The sequence below is a fragment of the Chryseobacterium sp. SIMBA_038 genome, from assembly GCF_046535115.1.
Taxonomy (GTDB): domain Bacteria; phylum Bacteroidota; class Bacteroidia; order Flavobacteriales; family Weeksellaceae; genus Chryseobacterium.
Window position 1 is genome coordinate 736,566 of record NZ_JAWRXH010000002.1, and the last position, 16,845, is coordinate 753,410.

A 16,845-nucleotide genomic window follows, 5' to 3' on the forward strand; every position below is an offset into this window, starting at 1 on the left:
AATTATATTTATTGATTTATTGACTATGTTTTGTTGCTGTATTTGAATTATCTTTGCTTTAAATCTAATTTAAATATTAATATGAAATTAAAATTACTCTCTTTAGTGTTAATTGGTCTTTGTAATATTTTGCATGCTGAAAAATACTTCACTCCCGATCCTCCGCCAACTGTAATTTCTGTGTATGAAGATGCTGTCTTTTATGACATGTATGCGGCTACTGTCAATCAACCTTTGCCTGCGGATGCGATTCGACAAAGCAATAGTTCCTATACCAAAATGCTTACGGAATCTCAATTAGATTCATTTGGAAATAAGCTTACCATGAATATTACCATTGGTGCGTTGTGTGATAATTACGACCGTCTGGCCAATGTTTATCTTGCTTTAGTAACGAAAGGTTCAGCTGATTATGATACAAATTCAGTTACAAAATTAGAATTAGGAAGGTTTATTACTCCTTTTATGAATAAAAATGTGAGTCCGACTTCTGTTCCTTATACATTTCAGATGGATAATGTGGCAGCTATTCTTAAAGATCCTGTTCTAAGGTCGCAATATGATTTCTGGATAGAATTTGTTGTTTTAGGAGTTCCTTACGCTGCACAAACTCAGGTTTCTGGCTGTTCAGGACGTATTGATACTTTTAAAGGTTCATTAAGTTTTACGACGACGACAGATTCTTCAATTCCGGCTACCAATAATTTTCTTCTTCCTATGACTGCTGCGAAAAGTCTTAATAATTATAGTGCAACAGATGTTCCCGGGCAAACGATCAGAATGTTGAGCTTTATTTTAAATACTCCTGTAAATAATGCTAATTTTTATTTAATCACATCCAATCACGGAGCCAATAGTGGAGGGGAAGAATACATTAGAAGACAACATTTTATATCTCTTAACGATCAACCTATTTATAATTACACGCCAGGTGGAAAGTCTTGCGAGCCATATCGCCAATACAACACACAGGGGAATGGAATTTACGGATCTTCTGCCCAATCTACCTCTTGGTGGACTTCATGGAATAATTGGTGTCCCGGTGATGCTGTTCCGATCAGAAAAATTCCGCTTGGAAATATGCAGGCGGGAAGTTATACTTTTCAAATTAGTGTTCCGTCTGCTCAATTTGTAGGACAGCAGGGAGATTTTCCGCTTTCTGTTTATTTTCAGGGAGAAAAGCAAAATGTTTTAAGTACAAGTGATGTGAAAATCACAGACGTTAAAATTTATCCTAATCCTGTAGTTGATGTTGTGAAAATTTCGAGTACTAAAAAAGTAAAAGCTACCGAAGTTTATTCTTCAGATGGGAGATTGCTAAGGATTTTTAAAGGAAATGAAGCGGATATCAGCGAATATCCATCTGGTTTGTATCTTCTGAATATTATATTTGATGAAGGAATGTCACTTAAACATAAGATTATTAAAAAATAACATTAAAAATAAGAAAAGCGCTAAAATTTTAGCGCTTTCTTGTTTATTCGAAAGTCATTGTAACCGGTAGTTTGAAAACTGTAGCTTCAGGTTTGCCATTTCTTGTTGCAGGTTTCCATAGTGTTTCATTATTAGCTGCGGTTGCTGCTCTTGTAAGTTCATTATTGAAAGCTGTATTGTCGCCTGTTGCAGATATTTGCGTGATTTTTCCGTTTTCATCTAAGTTTAGTAAAACAATTGATTTTATCAATCCTTTTTTTCCATCAAAGACAGATCCGTTAAAATTTGATGCCAGTTTTGTTCGAAAGCTATTAATTCCTCCAGGGTACTCTGCAGTTACAAAATCTTTTGAATATGGAACAGATGGAGGTGGAGGGGGTGGGTCGTTTTCATATTCTGTTGATTTTTGCTTTTCCTTCTTGCTGATTTTTGCATCATTTTTCTTATTTGGTCTGATGGTATCTAAAATTACTTTTTCATCATTTGTGTTTTCTTTTACGTTTATTTTGGTATTTAATTCTTCTTTTTTAATTAATTGTGACTGCTCAGCAGGAGCTGTATTTTGTATTTCCCTACCGTTGTTTTTGATATTTAAATTTGAATTATTTGCATAGGTTTTTTGAACAAATAATCCAAAAATGGTAATCAATATCGGAATGCTTACAATTTTTTTTAGTCTGGACAGTTTTGTTTTTTTAGTGTTCATCATAATAAATCGTTTTTTGGTGTTATTAAAGTTGAAAGTATGCGTAAGGTTGTAATGTTGGCCTGAAATAATCTCTTGAAGTATTAAATTTTGGTAGTCTTTAATATTATAATTATTTTTCAGTACATATTCGTCGGCTAAAAATTCATGATTGGTCACCATTGCTTTTTTGTAGAAATAAAGAGCAGGATTAAACCATGTAATTATTTTCAAGATTTCAATTAGTAAAAGATCAATGCTGTGTTTTTGCCCTAAATGGCTTTTTTCATGTAAGAAAATTCTTGAGTCTATTTCGTTGTTTAACAGATAGTTTTCGCCTAAATAAATTGTTTTCCAAAAACTAAAAGGAGAAAGGTTTTGATTGGTTATAATTATTTTTTGTCCTAAATAATTAATTTCTTTTCCCTTTAGATTTTTTATTTTTAAAACAGATATAATTGCTTTTAAAAGGAGGATAGAAGCTACAATTCCGTATACTATCCAAGTGACATTCATCCAATTGAAACTTTCTTGTTTCGTTGGAAGTAGTGTTATTTGCTGTGCTGTCTCTTCAAAGATTAGCTGAGGATTATTATTAAGTTTTGGAAATTCTGTGGTAATAGTTATAAAAGGAATTACATAAGAAAACACCAGTGAAAAAATTAAATAAAACCGGTTAAACTGATGCATTTTTTCTTTTTCCAAAAACAAATAATATAAAGCAACAAGCAATGAAGAGCATAAAATTATTTTTAGAATAATCGGGATCATTTTATTCGTCTATTTGTTTATCAATAATTTCACGAAGTTCTTTCAGCTGTTTTTGAGACAATTCTGCGTTTGTTGTAAAAAATGAGGCAAATTGTGTCACTGAACTATTGAAAAAACGGTCAATCATAGAAGTCATTTCTTCCTTGAAATATTCCCCTTTGGCTACTTTAGGATAGTATTCACGGGAATTTCCATACAATTTGTAGCCTACCAGATCTTTATTTTGCATTCTCTTCAAAAGAGTAGCAACCGTTGTTGTAGCTGGTTTAGGCTCAGGATAAATCTCTAAAATTTCTTTCATGAATGCTTTTTCTTTTTCCCAAAGAATTTCCATGAGGTCTTTTTCAGAATCGGTTAATTTTATTTCATTCATATTCTACAATATTGTATTTAGTTCTACAAATGTAGAATAAAAATTTAATTGCACAAATTATTATGGCACTATTTTTCCATTTCTTTTATAACCACTAATCACAACACTATGAAATTCAATCAATATTATGTACCGGCCTTGAGTTTGTTTTTAATACTTTCTTCGTGCAAGGAGAGTAATGCTAATGCTCAGCAGGCGAGTAAGGACGGAAGTGTAGAAACAGAAAAGCCAAATTCTAATTATAAACCGGCATTTGCGGGACAGACAAGAATTAAAGCTGTAAAAACGTCAACCGCATACAATGTCGAAGTATTAAATAAAGACCTCGGAAAACCTTGGGGAATTGTCAATTTGCCGGATGGCAAGTTTTTAATTACCGATAAAAGAGGTTACATGAACGTTGTTTCACCGGACGGAAAACAGATTTCTAAAATCGAGGGATTTCCAAAAGTAGATTCAAAAGGGCAGGGCGGAATGCTTGATGTTGCTCTCGATCCTGATTTTAAAACCAATAATATCATCTATTTTAGTTTTTCAGAACCTTTTGGTGAGAGAAATTTAACCTCTGTTGCCAAAGGAAAACTTTCATCAGATTTAAAAACTATCTCAGAAGTGAAAGTTATTTTCCGTGCTGAACCTTCTTATGACGGAGATAAGCATTACGGAAGCAGATTAGCTTTTGATAAAGACGGTAATTTATTTGTAAGTACAGGAGAAAGATCTGATAAACAGACAAGAGTGTATGCTCAAAAGACTGATAATTATTTAGGTAAAATTTTAAAAATAACAAAGGATGGAAAACCTGCTCCGGGAAATCCATTCATCGGGAAAGCTGGGTTTAAACCTGAAATTTATGCTTATGGAATAAGAAATCCACAAGGATTGGCGATTGATCCCAACGGAAATCTTTGGGATGTAGAAATGGGACCGCGAGGTGGCGATGAGATTAATTTAATCAAACCCGGAAAAAATTACGGTTGGGGAGATGTGACGTATGGAATTGAATATTCAGGTTCGAAAATAAATAATGGAACAACAAAAAAAGAAGGAACCGAGCAACCTGTTTATTATTGGGATCCTGTGATATCACCAAGCGGAGTGACTTTCTACACCGGAAATATTGATGAATGGAAAGGGAATTTAATCATCGGCTGTCTGAGTGGTGAACACATCAACAGAATTGTGATGAAAGATAATAAAGTAGTAGGAGAAGAGCGTCTTTTGGCTGATCAGAATGAAAGATTCCGAGATGTTTTGGATGGTTCGGATGGAAGCCTTTATGCTGTGACAGACAGCGGAAAACTCTATAAAATCTCTAAAAAATAAAAACATAATGCTTCTGAATTTCAGAAGCATTATTGTTAAAAAATATATATTAAAATTTGAAATTAAATCTTGCAAAAGCCTGTCTTCCTGCAAATCCCATTTGTACAGGATCGAAAATTCCGCCTGATTCGGTATTTCCGTCAGAAACCGCAGTCTTTTGTAATGTTGGGTATCGGTTGAATAAATTCTTACTTCCAATTGTTAAACTAATGTTTTTAGTAAAATCATATCCAAAAGATAAATCGGTGGTCACTTTTGGGTTATAGGTTTGATAATCATCTGCGCCGTTATATCCGATCAGCGTTACCTTGTCGAATCTAACAACCTGTAGATTTGCATTAAATTTACTGATCTTATAATTTAAATTTAAGTTAATCTTTGTTTTCGGAGCAGAAGCCAGAATGAAAGCTCTTTCTCTCGGACTTAAGTAAGTTTCTTCTTTGCCAGCCAATTTTGGGGAAGTATTTACCTTGGTGATTTCCATTTCATTATAATTTCCTGCTAAAGTGGCGGTTAGCTTTCCGTTACCTATATTTTGATTATAATTTAAAATAACATCAACTCCTTTTGTACGGGTATCAATAGCGTTGGAAAAGAACTGAGCCTGGTCTATGTAAGGATATTCTACCTGAGCTTCAATCGGGAGTTCATCTTTCGCAAAATTTCCGGTCAAAACAATTCTGTCTTTTATGCTAATGTAATATCCATCAATTGTTGCTGTAAATTTTCCTGCATTAAAAGTAAATCCGGCACTTCCATTAATCGATTTTTCTTCTTTTAATTGAGGAATTCCAACAGCTTGCGTTAAACCACTGTCATTCGATGCCAATTGAATCGTTACCAGATCGCCACCCTGAAAATTAGTAAACTGTAGACTATAATATTTTTGAGCCAATGATGGTGCTCTAAAACCTGTAGAAGCAGAAGCTCTGAATGCAAGTTGAGGGGTAATGGCATATCTTGTGGCAAATTTTCCGTTAATCGTGCTTCCGAAATCGCTGTAATTTTCAAATCTTCCGGCCAAACTGATCATCCATTTTTTTGTGATATCAAGTTCGGTATCAACGTAAGCTGCAAAGTTATTTCTGTTTTTATTCACTTCCTGAGAATATCCTGGAAATCCTTGTGAACCGCCCGGTCTTATTTCTCCCGTTAAAGGATTGGTAACCAGTGAGGTTTGTGGAGTGTCTGTAGTAACAATGTTTCCATTCACGTCATACATCGCGTAAGAAGCTTCTTGTCCTTTAATGACATTAAATTTTTCATACCTGAATTCAGATCCGAAAGCAATATTTAAACCTTCCAAAACATCAAACTGCTTGGTAGCATTAAAACCTGTCGTATTTTGTAAAAGCGAATGTCCGCCTGCGTTGAAGCTTGTTGGAGAATTTACTCCTAAAGTCGCATTAATGGTATTGTCGATTTGATACATGAATCTGTTGCTGCCAAAAGCGTTGTAAAAATCTACATCCCACTCGGCAACTTTAAATTTCAAACCATTGTCAAATGTAAAATCTGTAATGTTTGTATTTTGAATTGGATTAAAACCAGTCGGATAAACTTCCGGAATATTTCCGTCTGCATCTGCCGTTCTCGTCCATGCGTAAGCGTTTGTTCCTCTGTGCGAAAACCCTTGACGGGAATAGAATTTCAGGTTATCAGACAAAGGAACTTCTATGTTTCCAAAGAAATAGATGTTTTGAGATTTTGCGTCGCCAAAACGCTGTCTTGGAGATTCGTAAAATTCCGGATTGGCATTTCTGATAGAATGTTCTTTATTGATAAATTCTACAGTAAAATTTCCGAAACCGCCTTTTGAGCCTATTTTTGTTCCTAAATTTCCATTAAAATCAAATGTAATTCCATCTATTTTACGATCCGAAACGACATCTTTGTTTCCCGGGCTTTTAAAAAGATTCATTCCGTAGAAAGTATTTCCTTCAAAACCTTTGTCGCGGTCGTTCAGAATAACATTGATAACGCCTGCAATGGCATCAGAACCGTATTGTGCAGAAGCTCCGTCACGAAGAACTTCCACTCTTTTTATGGCTCCGATCGGAATGGTGTTCATGTCCGAACCTGTATTTCCTCTTCCTTTTGTTCCGAAAAGATTGATTAATGAGGATTGGTGGTATCTTTTTCCGTTTAATAAAAGTAAGGTTTGATCAGGCCCTAGACCTCTTAAGGTTGCAGGATCTACAGCATCAGCTCCATCTGATCCGGATTGTTTATTAGAATTAAAAGAGGGCGCGGCAAACTGTAAAAGTTGATTAACTTCGACTTGTCCTGTGGACTGACTGACTTGTTTAATATCAATTACATCGATAGGTACGGGAGTATCAATGACTGTTCTTTTCTTGTTTCGGCTTCCTGTGATGGTGACTTCATCGATTCTTTTTTCTTTTGAAATCGTATCATTTATTTCCTGCGAATACAGCATAGAGGTTGCGGCGAAAAAAGCAGCACTTAAATACTTAATCTTCATATCTATCGAGTTTTTTTAATTTAGTGATAAATCAAATATATTAAAATTTGATTTTAAATCAATAAAAAAAATCACTATTGTTTGAAAAGTATTATGTATTAAGCTTAATTAATTGAATATTATAGAATTTTCACTTAACTCGTGTTTATACATTAATTATTTTTACAATTTAAAAAACTTAAAAATAAAAAAACCGAGAACTAATCTCGGTTTAAATTTTTATGCTTCTTCTAATTGCACTGTGAAATGTCTCAGAAGTTCTGGTTCCCATGTTATTTTGTAACCTTTTGCAATTTCATCACGTCTTTCGTAAACGTTTTTAATTGCAGCAGCAATATAATCCATGTGATTGTTTGTATAAGTTCTTCTAGGAATCGCTAAACGAACCAATTCCAACTTAGGATAACGGTTTTCTCTTGTTTCAGGATCTCTGTCTGCCAATAAAGTTCCGATTTCCACAGTTCTGATTCCGGCTTCTTTATAGATCTCAAGTCCTAAGGTCTGTGCTGGGAATTCTGAACGGTCAACATTAGGTAAGAAATTTAATGAATCAATAAAAACTGCGTGTCCACCGATTGGCTTCTGAACAGGAATTCCGTATTCAATTAATTTATGACCAAGATATTCAACTTGAGAAATTCTGCCTTCCAAATAAGCAAATTCTGTAGCTTCATCAAGACCAACTGCTAAAGCTGCCATGTCTCTTCCTGCCATACCACCGTAAGTGATGAAACCTTCGTAGATAATGGTAAAACTAGATGCTTTTCTGAAAACTTCTTCGTTATTTAAAGCAATGAATCCTCCGATGTTTACCAATCCGTCCTTTTTTGAACTCATCGTCATTCCGTCTCCGTAAGAGAAAACTTCTTTACAGATATCTTTAATAGTTCTGTTTTCTTGTCCTTTCTCTCTTTTTTTGATGAAATAAGCATTTTCTGCAAATCTTGCTGAGTCGAAGAAAACAGGAATTCCATATTGATTAGAAAGTTCTCTTACTGCTTTCATGTTTTCAAGAGAAACAGGCTGCCCCCCTGAAGAGTTACATGTAATCGTGATTAAACAGAAAGGAATCTTTTCTTTTGGATGACTTTTATAAACTTCTTCCAGTTTTTCAAGATTGATATTTCCTTTGAATGGATGTAAATTATTAATATCAAATGCTTCATCAATCGTACAGTCGATTGCGTGTGCTTTTCTTAATTCGATGTGACCTTTTGTTGTGTCAAAATGAGAGTTTCCTGGAACTACATCACCATCTTTTACTAATACTGAAAATAAAACGTTCTCAGCAGCTCTTCCTTGGTGCGTAGGTAAAAGATATTTGAAACCTGTGATATCCTGTACAGTTTGGTGTAATTGTTCGAATGAACGAGAACCTGCGTAGCTTTCGTCTCCAGTCATCAATGCACCCCATTGTCTGTCAGACATTGCTCCGGTTCCTGAATCTGTTAAAAGATCAATATAAACCTGCGAAGATTTTAGATTAAATAAATTATAGTTAGCATCTTTAAGCCACTGCTCTCTTTCTTCTCTGGTTGATTGACGGATTTCTTCAATCATCTTAATGCGGAAAGGTTCCGCGTACGGTAAATTCATGATATTTTATATTAGATTGTTTGTAACGAAAATTTTGTTTGAAATAAATTCAAATTCATCAAGTATTTTTAAATGGAATAAAAGAATTATTCCGGTGCCTTAAAAATATTATCGTCTGAATGGAAGCCTGCTACACCACCACTTACAGCAAATTTCATTGCCGAAGCTGCGGTCATTCCCACTACAGGTTTGATGTTTTTTTCTTCAGTTACAATTACCCAACCCGAAATAGCGTAAGAATGAGGAAGATAAACAGCAACATAATTGTGCTTGTCTACATCTTCCATTTCTTTTTGTGTTAAAAATCCGATTCTCCAGATCTCTGGGTTTTCATTGGTTTTTACCCAAACAGGATCATTAAATTTTTTCTTGTCTCCTACAAATGAAGACATTACGTCTTTGGTTGGTGTGTAAATATGCTTTACTCCCGGAGTCTTTTCAAGTAAACGATCCACTAAATCGAAAAAGAATTTTCCGACAACGAATTTATTTCCTAAAAACCCTAGAAGAGCAGTAATTAAAATCGTTGAAATAAAAACCAACCCCGGAATTTCTTTGGCAACCGACGGAATGATATTGTCAACAGACGTGACAACATACCAAATGACAAAAATGGTAAGTCCGATTGGGCCAATAATCACCAATCCCTGAAAGAAATTTTTCAGAAAGAAATTAGTGATATTTTCGAAAGTTAATTTTTTCAACGTTTGTTTACTGTATTTATTTTAACCGTGTATTGTTTCTTTGTTTCCGTATGATTTGATGATATTGGCTTCATATTCCAGCCATTCTTCCCAACGTTTGTTTACTTTTTCAGGATCTCCCAACTGTCTTGCGAAACCGATGAAAGTCGTGTAATGATTTGCTTCTGAGATCATTAATTCTCTGTAGAAAACGACAAGTTCTTCATCTTTAATGTTTTCTGTAAGCACTTTAAAACGTTCACAACTTCTCGCTTCAATCATGGCCGCGAAAAGTAATTTATCAACAATTAGATCTTCTCTTGTTCCCTGAACGACAAATTTAGCCAATTCATTTACATAATCATCTTTTCTTGCTTTCCCGAAAACAAATCCTCTTTTCTTAATGATCTCGTGAACCTGACTAAAATGGTCAAGCTCTTCCTGAGCGATAGCAATAAGTTCTGTTACAATTTCCGGATGTTCAGGAAGCATATTGATCAAACTTATAGCGTTTGTTGTAGCTTTCTGCTCGCACCAAGCGTGATCCGTCAAAATTTCTCCGAGATTTCCTTCTGCAATATTAGCCCATCTTGGGTCGGTAAGAAGTTTTAACTTAAACATTGTATAAATTTTTTGTAAAATTAAAATAAATTGCGATAACTAAGAAGTTTTATTATGCCCTTGATTTTATAATTTTTATGTTTTTAATTAATCCGTTTAAATTTCATGGTATTCTATTTGATATTACTAGAATATAATTAAAAATTTAAACTATCATGGAAACAATTACAATTTTCAAAAACAAATTAAACGGATTTCTTTCTCTTATTTTGACATTTGGCTTTTCTTGTTTTGCTTTTGCTCAGGAAAATTCTGCAAAAACAGCTGTAAGCACAAATGAAACCAAAACGACAACTACAACAGAATGGTACGCTGAGCCTACTTATCTTATTATTGGAGCGGTTGTTTTAATTATTATTGTTGCTCTTTTGGTAAGAGGAGGAAGAAAAGGAGATTAATTTATTTAATTTCAGTTTTTCTTCTTAAAATCTCTAAAATATTCCAGCCAAAACTGTCAACCTTCTTCAATCCTGATGAAATAATAAATGCCAGAATAATATTAATAATATAAATTAATACCATTAAAATCCACCAAGGCATATTTTCTTTCAATGGAACAACAAGAAAATAGACTAGAGATGAACTTAATCCTTGAGCGAAATAGAAAAAGATAGCATTTTTACCGATGTAGGTTACAAAATTTTCTTTCGTAATTTTTAATCTGTTGTAAAAAACGAATAGGGTTGTCAACGAAAATAGAGACCATATTATATAAGGAATCTTTGGAGGAAATTTATTTTTATTGATTTTATAAAAAATTTCACTTCCATAATACCAGAACATCCAGGCTATTGCTACTGCAACAATTCCGTAAAGAACGGGAATCATCTTGGTTGGAATTTTTTTACCGCGCATTCTGTTGGCAATTAAGAAAATAGCCATATAAAAAGCTACATAACCAACTTGTCCTGTAGGATAAAACGATGGGAAAATATTGAAGAGTAAAGTTAAAGCAATACAAATTCCGATAAACCAATTGATGTGTTTTGGAAAGAATTTTAAAATTAAAACTCCAAAAACGGTAAGGATAAAATACACTTTTAAATACCAAAAACTTCCCATCACAACAGGAAAAGTGTCTGCATTTGTGTATTGATGAAGATACCAATTTCCGAGATTTTGCCATTGTGGAACTGTAGAAATACTTGTCATAGCATATTTTGATCCAAATGTTGAATAAAATTTCTGTAACCATTCCAAAGAGAAAAAACTTAGTCCAAAAACTTTAAAAAAGTAATCCAAAAAGAATAAAAATGTTACGAAGATCATGTAAGTGATCTGCAATTTTAATAATCTATAAAAAGTTTTCTCAATATTTGAACCTGAGGTGATTCCACTTAAAGCGTAGAATAAAGCAACATCAAAAACCAAAGAAAATACTCTAACCTCGACCGGAATATAAAATTGTCCTGACCAAAAAGCGGTATGGATAAATATAATGGAAAGCGTTGCCAGTCCTTTTGCAAAATCAATGTAGAGATCTCTGTTCATTATTATGGATGATAAAGTTCAAAAGTAAATAAAGTTTAGGAATTATTTCAAATAAATAAAAAAGAGGTAAAGCGAATCGTTTACCTCCTTTCTTAAATATGTTAAAAATGAATGATTACTTAAGATCTTTGAATTCTTCAGCAGAAATTTCTCCAGTCTGAATTTTTCTTAACTCGTCGATATATTGACTCATATAAGCATCAAGTTCTGGATTTCTGGTGTTTTTTGCCTGTTTGTAAGTTCCATTTAAAACTCCTTGATAATAATAGAAGAAGTTATAATCGAAATCGGCAGCAGAAAGATCATACTGTCCTAAAAGGAAACCTAAACGAACTGCAGATCTTCTCTGTGGTGGAGTTCCGTGGTGTCCCGCACTTGTTGTTTGATAATCTCCAATGCTTTGAGCAAACTCATAAGCTGCTGCAATTTGCGCAAATGTTGTTTGATTGTAACCGTTCGGTCTTCTCAAATAATATCCTGCGAAACCATCCGCTTCCAATTCATTTGGTCTTGCTGTAGATTCACTTACAGAAGGTAAATTGTAGCGATACTGAAGTTGATGTCCATACTCGTGAGCAAGAATCATCGCATTTACAATATCTCCGCCTTTTGCTTTTGCATCATAATAAATGGCATATCCATAATAGATTTTACCATTTGAATACGAAATTGCATTGTACGTTGAATTTGGGTTTGATGCATCGTCCACAAATCTGAAAGTTAAGCTCGTTCCACCCCAAAGACTGATGATCTTGGTCATTTGAGCATTCATGAAATTGGTGTCAGTCGTCGTTTTAAGAGTCGTTTTTAAAACTGCATTTGAGCTCCAGTATTGATCAACATAAGAACACTGCTTTTGCAGATCTCCGGGTTGCTCTATCTTTGAAGTTTCAGTTTGAGATTCCGGAAGAACGCTGTCTTCCATTTTGTTGTCGTTACATGCTGTCAGTGAGAATGCAGCAATGGCTCCTGCTAGTAAGCAGAAATTAAAGTTCATTTTCATATTAAATATTTTTTGGTGAAAACGAAGGTATAAAATAATCTGTTATGAACGAGCGATTTAGTGTTAAAAATTATTCAACGCATAGTGATATGTATGTCGTGTAAAAAATATTGATTTGATTATAAGGTAATTGAAAATTAATTCTTATATTTGCACCTCGAATTAACTAAAAATTTATAAACAATGTTTGCAATTGTAGAAATAGCAGGGCTTCAATACAAAGTTGAGCAAGACCAGAAGTTGTTTGTAAACCGTTTGAAAGGAGAAAAAGGAGATAAAGTATCTTTCGATAAGATTCTTCTTACTGTAAACGGTTCAATCACTGTTGGCGCCCCAGCTGTAAGCGGTATCGTAGTAGATGCTGAAATTTTAGATCATGTAAAAGCTGATAAAGTAATCGTTTTCAAAAAGAAAAGAAGAAAAGGTTACCAAGTTAAAAATGGTCACAGACAATCTTTAACTCAAATTCAAATCACTGGTATCACTGGTTTTGAAGGAGCACCAAAGAAAGCTGCAAAAAAAGAAACTGTGAAAGCTGAAGTTCTTTCAGACAACGCAACTGTTAACTTTGGTGAAGATCACGAGTTGAACTATCACTTGAAGAAAAACAACTTGTCTCAGTCTAAAGAAAACAGAGAAACTTTAATTACTTTAGGTAAAGCAGTTAAAGTTGAATTAGAGAAAACTGTTCTTACTCACGAAGAAGTAGATGCTGCTATCGTTAAGAACATTGATCAATTTAAAGCACTTAATAAATAATACTGTAATAAAATGGCACACAAGAAAGGAGTCGGTAGTTCCAAGAACGGTAGAGAATCTCACTCTAAAAGATTAGGTGTGAAGATCTTCGGAGGACAAGAAGCTATTGCCGGAAACATTATTATCAGACAAAGAGGTACACAACACCACCCAGGTACTAACGTGGGAATGGGTAAAGACCACACTTTGTTTGCTCTAGTAGACGGTAAAGTAGTTTTCAGAAAGAAAGCAAACAACAGATCTTTCGTATCTGTAGAACCAAACGCATAATTATTTAAGCGTTCTATAAAAATGTAATCCTCGGCTTTGGTCGGGGATTTTTTTTGTTTGGAGTTTTTTTTGAATTCGTTGAATTTTATTTTAAGAAATAAATTGGTTATATCAAAAAGTTATTTATTTGAAGCTTTTTCCTGCTTTCCGCACTCGCTATTTTTCTCAGGTTTCGGCTGCGGCGGCTTTGCCGCCGCAGCCGAAACCTGAGAAAAATGAGCTCAAACAAATGCTCCAATCAGGGCTAGGGTCGTGGTCGTTTCTTTAAACCATTTGTAAAAATCGCAAAATTTGTCATTCTGTAAGAATCCAGATACAAGTTTTCCGGATTATTTCTAATGTTTTTTTAGTCAATGATGTAAAGAATAATTTTCTTAAATTTCCAATGTTTAATTAAATCATCAAACTAAATATTAATTATTATGAAAAATTTAAAGAAAATCAACAGAGAAGAACTTAAAAATGTAATGGGAGGAGCGCTTCCGGTAAAAGATTGTTTACCGTGTGATGTGTACTGTAAAATTCCGGAAGGGCAGAGACCGCCTTGTAATGTGGTTTACATTGTAGCTCATTGTAACAGCTGTAAAGATTATCCGGCAGAATCTTAATGAAATAAAAAACTCCTTGCTCAATGAACAAGGAGTTTGTATTTTAAAACCCAACTTGGAATCCTGCTTTGATTCCAAATTTGGAAATATCCGGTCGGTCAAGGTAATTCCCTCGCCAGTTGAAATCTACTCTGAAAATTCTTAAGTTTCCAAAACCGATGTTCTCGATTCCGAAACCGTATTCGTAATAAACATGTTCGCTCGGAGCAGAATATTTGAAACCTTCAACATTAATAGATTTTGAAGCATCACTTAAAGTTCCGTAAGCTCCTCTGATGAAAGCTACTTCTCTCAATTTCAATTTCTTAATTAAAGGAATGTAAGAAAGTATTTTTCCATTAAAATGATGTTCCAAATGTAATGTTGTATACGTATCTGCAACAAATTCATAATAATTAAGCTGTGCAAAAGTATTTCCAACTAAACTGTAAGACTGGTTCCCCGGAATAACATTCTGTAAAGCCAACGGAACAGTGTCGAAATTTTTACCTGCTTCAAAATTAATTAATGTTTTACCCCAACTTCCAATCAAAACTGGCTTGTAAAACATAAATTGAAGCTTATTATAGTTGAAATCTGCATTAAACAATCCTTCGATACCTCTCGTATATTTTAAAACGATTGTTGGCGCTAAAGTCCCGTGTTCGTATCTGTCGACACCGGTTTGAGAGAATTTCGCTCCCGGTCTTGCGATCAAACTAATAGTAACGTGAGAATCATTTACCGTTTTTCTTAGATCTCCATTTCTGTAATACATTAGATTAAATCCGTCCGGATTGGCAGATTTAATGCTCTGCATGGTTCCATCAACACGAATCTGGAAGTTTTTCCAAGGTTCGATAGATGTGAATATATTGGTTTGATTTAATGAACTTAATGAAGCGTTTTCACCTCTCGCAAAAACGGTTGATGAAGCAAATGAACGAGCCATAATGCCGTCATCAGTTGTTAATTGTACGCCAAGCTGCAGGATATCTCTTCGGTTTCCTCCTCCGATCATAAATCTGTTGACTCTGTTGAACATATATCTACCTTCAACACCATATTTAACCTGCTGATCTTTAAAACCGTAAGCGGTGTAAAACTGAATTCTCCACGGATCATTTTGCCCAAAATAGGTTCTTGCACCCAATCTTATTCTATCTCCTTCAACCTCATTTTTTCCGTAAATTGAAAATATCGGTCCGATATCTATTCCTTTAAATGCATTGTAATATCCGGAAGCTAATGTTTCATAAATCTTTACAATTCTGTTGAATTTTGGTGTCTGCTGAAGTTTATCAAGCATTTCGTAAACGCCCTGTTCACTTTTAGACAAAGAATCCGGTCTGGCTTTTACCCAGTAAGCATCGTCTTTATCAACGAAATTATTTTCATATTCTTCTTCTCTTCGAACAAAAACTTTATCTTCTAAAGGCTTATTAAATTCATAATTTGAATAATCCACGGATCGTTTTGCAATGATACTTTTTGATGTTTTTTTCTTGGCGAAAGGTGTCAATTCGATTTCTGTAACGAATTTTTTAGGTAAAAAGGTGTTTTCGTCAGGATTATCATATTCAAGTTCGGTTGAAATTGAGTTGATGAAATTGACATTTATTTTTTGAGTCGATTTTAAGGTTGCTCCCAAAACGGCATAACTGTCTGTATCTATATAAAGATAGCCTTGGAAAGCTAAAACCTCGGTTCTTTTGGGTAAATATCTTATTTTGTAGGCATTCTCTCCACGGATTGAGATCGTATCGACTAAATTGTAATCATAAGTGCTAAAGCCGGTTTCTCCAACCGGACTCGGGAACCCTATATCAAAATAATTAATTGTATTATCGTAAATATTAATGTCACGATAAAGATTTTTTGCCGTAATAGTAATTACCTGATTATCCTGAAAACCGGAAGTTTTTTGAGCAACCAATAGCCTTTTTGTTCTTTTATCGGGTTTGTTTTTTCCAAAGTTTTCATAAATAGATTCATTTAAGAAAATGGGAAGCCCTATTTTTCCGCTCGCCGTAGAATCTGCATAATCGAATATAAAATCTAGTTTATTGAAGATTTTTTTACTCATAAAAGCACTATCCAGATTGTTGGCATCAAACTGAATTTTTTCGTATTCTTTATAAGTATAAGTATCGAATTTATCTAATCCGTTGTTTCTTTTTCTTTTCCAGACTTCCTGCATGATCGCGTAAGCCGGATTTTCCTTTTTATTCTTGTATTTTGGCTTTTCGTTATGAATAACAACCTCTTGGATACTTTCTACTTTTTCCTGAGATAATTTTACGAAAAGATTGTTAGCATTTTCGGGTGTAACAGTTATGTTTTCTAAGGCATAATTTTTTCTTAGAAATTTTAATTTGTAAATAATACTGTCCGATTGAACACTGAAATTTCCTGTCGTCGTAGTTAAAGCCGGTTTGTTGTTATCGTTTATGAAAACATCTACACCGCTGATTTCCTTATTTGTTTTCGAATCTAAAATTTTGCCGTTTGCTGAGTTTTGAGCACAGACGAGGCTGGTTAAAAATAGAAAAAAAGAGAAAGAGTAATATTTGGAGTTATTAATTAACATTTGTTGTTTCTTCAAGCATTTAGCATAAACAAAAAGTATGCTGTTTATTTATAAAATAGTAAAATTTTAAAAAAATTCTTTAAATAAATACAAAAGCGCAAAGTTAACAAAATAACACCATCAAAATGACGGTGTTATAGTTATTAATTTGTTAAAATGATAAAGTTTAAA

The 16,845-nt window shown here is 33.9% G+C and carries 15 protein-coding genes; 6 read left to right on the top strand and 9 right to left on the bottom strand.

All coding sequences use genetic code 11. From position 1 onward, the window contains the following. Positions 1 to 81: 81 nt before the first annotated feature. Positions 82 to 1,434 (top strand): peptide-N-glycosidase F-related protein, encoded by a 1,353-nt coding sequence (locus SB689_RS09635; protein WP_410691902.1) that lies wholly within the window; start codon positions 82 to 84, stop codon positions 1,432 to 1,434. Between the two features lie 43 nt (positions 1,435 to 1,477). Here SB689_RS09635 and SB689_RS09640 read toward each other — a convergent pair whose 3' ends face one another. After that, a complete protein-coding gene (locus SB689_RS09640; RefSeq protein ID WP_410691903.1) occupies positions 1,478 to 2,890 on the bottom strand; it encodes a M56 family metallopeptidase in 1,413 nt (470 codons plus the stop codon). Between the two features lies 1 nt (position 2,891). Next, entirely contained in the window at positions 2,892 to 3,263 is a 372-nt protein-coding gene (locus SB689_RS09645; RefSeq protein ID WP_410691904.1) for a BlaI/MecI/CopY family transcriptional regulator, read from the bottom strand. Positions 3,264 to 3,371: 108 nt separating this feature from the next. Between SB689_RS09645 and SB689_RS09650 the strand changes: the two genes are divergently transcribed. Further along, complete coding sequence (locus SB689_RS09650) at positions 3,372 to 4,589, top strand: PQQ-dependent sugar dehydrogenase (RefSeq protein WP_410691905.1); 1,218 nt, start codon at positions 3,372 to 3,374, stop codon at positions 4,587 to 4,589. A 49-nt stretch (positions 4,590 to 4,638) separates the two neighbouring features. Here SB689_RS09650 and SB689_RS09655 read toward each other — a convergent pair whose 3' ends face one another. From SB689_RS09655 to SB689_RS09670, 4 genes are all read right to left on the bottom strand, one after another. Continuing rightward, positions 4,639 to 7,074, bottom strand: a complete 2,436-nt coding sequence (locus SB689_RS09655; protein ID WP_410691906.1) for a TonB-dependent receptor plug domain-containing protein — start codon at positions 7,072 to 7,074, stop codon at positions 4,639 to 4,641. Positions 7,075 to 7,293: 219 nt separating this feature from the next. Next, a complete protein-coding gene (locus SB689_RS09660) occupies positions 7,294 to 8,670 on the bottom strand; it encodes a tryptophanase (RefSeq protein ID WP_410691908.1) in 1,377 nt (458 codons plus the stop codon). A gap of 86 nt (positions 8,671 to 8,756) precedes the next feature. Continuing rightward, positions 8,757 to 9,374 (bottom strand): DUF502 domain-containing protein, encoded by a 618-nt coding sequence (locus tag SB689_RS09665; RefSeq protein ID WP_410691909.1) that lies wholly within the window; start codon positions 9,372 to 9,374, stop codon positions 8,757 to 8,759. A 21-nt stretch (positions 9,375 to 9,395) separates the two neighbouring features. Further along, positions 9,396 to 9,974, bottom strand: a complete 579-nt coding sequence (locus tag SB689_RS09670; RefSeq protein WP_410691910.1) for a tRNA-(ms[2]io[6]A)-hydroxylase — start codon at positions 9,972 to 9,974, stop codon at positions 9,396 to 9,398. Between the two features lie 155 nt (positions 9,975 to 10,129). On the opposite strand from SB689_RS09670, the gene SB689_RS09675 reads away from it, so the two are divergent. After that, the gene (locus SB689_RS09675; RefSeq protein WP_410691911.1) at positions 10,130 to 10,372 is read left to right on the top strand and encodes a hypothetical protein; all 243 of its coding nucleotides are present in this window, start codon (positions 10,130 to 10,132) and stop codon (positions 10,370 to 10,372) included. 1 nt (position 10,373) lies between these two features. On the opposite strand, the gene SB689_RS09680 is transcribed toward SB689_RS09675, so the two are convergent. Both SB689_RS09680 and SB689_RS09685 read right to left on the bottom strand, forming a co-directional pair. Then, positions 10,374 to 11,465 carry an acyltransferase family protein gene (locus tag SB689_RS09680; RefSeq protein ID WP_410691912.1) on the bottom strand — a complete coding sequence of 364 codons (1,092 nt, stop codon included), beginning with the start codon at positions 11,463 to 11,465 and terminating at the stop codon, positions 10,374 to 10,376. Positions 11,466 to 11,580: 115 nt separating this feature from the next. Then, a complete protein-coding gene (locus SB689_RS09685; RefSeq protein WP_410691913.1) occupies positions 11,581 to 12,468 on the bottom strand; it encodes a metalloprotease in 888 nt (295 codons plus the stop codon). Between the two features lie 183 nt (positions 12,469 to 12,651). Between SB689_RS09685 and rplU the strand changes: the two genes are divergently transcribed. The 3 genes from rplU to SB689_RS09700 all read left to right on the top strand — a co-directional run bounded on the left by rplU (position 12,652) and on the right by SB689_RS09700 (position 14,105). Beyond that, on the top strand, positions 12,652 to 13,227 hold the full coding sequence (gene rplU / locus SB689_RS09690) for a 50S ribosomal protein L21 (RefSeq protein ID WP_410691914.1): 576 nt from the start codon (positions 12,652 to 12,654) through the stop codon (positions 13,225 to 13,227). Positions 13,228 to 13,239: 12 nt separating this feature from the next. Then, positions 13,240 to 13,497 (top strand): 50S ribosomal protein L27, encoded by a 258-nt coding sequence (gene rpmA / locus SB689_RS09695; protein WP_034701234.1) that lies wholly within the window; start codon positions 13,240 to 13,242, stop codon positions 13,495 to 13,497. Between the two features lie 422 nt (positions 13,498 to 13,919). Then, a complete protein-coding gene (locus SB689_RS09700) occupies positions 13,920 to 14,105 on the top strand; it encodes a bacteriocin-like protein (RefSeq protein WP_410691915.1) in 186 nt (61 codons plus the stop codon). A 43-nt stretch (positions 14,106 to 14,148) separates the two neighbouring features. On the opposite strand, the gene SB689_RS09705 is transcribed toward SB689_RS09700, so the two are convergent. After that, positions 14,149 to 16,674, bottom strand: coding sequence for a DUF5686 family protein (locus SB689_RS09705; protein WP_410691916.1), 2,526 nt, complete (start codon positions 16,672 to 16,674; stop codon positions 14,149 to 14,151). Positions 16,675 to 16,845 lie beyond the last annotated feature (171 nt).

Excerpts from the sequence above, each read along its gene's own strand:
- SB689_RS09635 (WP_410691902.1), top strand. The coding sequence starts at position 82 with ATGAAATTAAAATTACTCTCTTTAGTGTTAATTGGTCTTTGTAATATT.
- SB689_RS09640 (WP_410691903.1), bottom strand. The coding sequence starts at position 2,890 with ATGATCCCGATTATTCTAAAAATAATTTTATGCTCTTCATTGCTTGTT.
- SB689_RS09645 (WP_410691904.1), bottom strand. The coding sequence starts at position 3,263 with ATGAATGAAATAAAATTAACCGATTCTGAAAAAGACCTCATGGAAATT.
- SB689_RS09650 (WP_410691905.1), top strand. The coding sequence starts at position 3,372 with ATGAAATTCAATCAATATTATGTACCGGCCTTGAGTTTGTTTTTAATA.
- SB689_RS09655 (WP_410691906.1), bottom strand. The coding sequence starts at position 7,074 with ATGAAGATTAAGTATTTAAGTGCTGCTTTTTTCGCCGCAACCTCTATG.
- SB689_RS09660 (WP_410691908.1), bottom strand. The coding sequence starts at position 8,670 with ATGAATTTACCGTACGCGGAACCTTTCCGCATTAAGATGATTGAAGAA.
- SB689_RS09670 (WP_410691910.1), bottom strand. The coding sequence starts at position 9,974 with ATGTTTAAGTTAAAACTTCTTACCGACCCAAGATGGGCTAATATTGCA.
- SB689_RS09675 (WP_410691911.1), top strand. The coding sequence starts at position 10,130 with ATGGAAACAATTACAATTTTCAAAAACAAATTAAACGGATTTCTTTCT.
- SB689_RS09680 (WP_410691912.1), bottom strand. The coding sequence starts at position 11,465 with ATGAACAGAGATCTCTACATTGATTTTGCAAAAGGACTGGCAACGCTT.
- SB689_RS09685 (WP_410691913.1), bottom strand. The coding sequence starts at position 12,468 with ATGAAAATGAACTTTAATTTCTGCTTACTAGCAGGAGCCATTGCTGCA.
- rplU (WP_410691914.1), top strand. The coding sequence starts at position 12,652 with ATGTTTGCAATTGTAGAAATAGCAGGGCTTCAATACAAAGTTGAGCAA.
- rpmA (WP_034701234.1), top strand. The coding sequence starts at position 13,240 with ATGGCACACAAGAAAGGAGTCGGTAGTTCCAAGAACGGTAGAGAATCT.
- SB689_RS09700 (WP_410691915.1), top strand. The coding sequence starts at position 13,920 with ATGAAAAATTTAAAGAAAATCAACAGAGAAGAACTTAAAAATGTAATG.
- SB689_RS09705 (WP_410691916.1), bottom strand. The coding sequence starts at position 16,674 with ATGTTAATTAATAACTCCAAATATTACTCTTTCTCTTTTTTTCTATTT.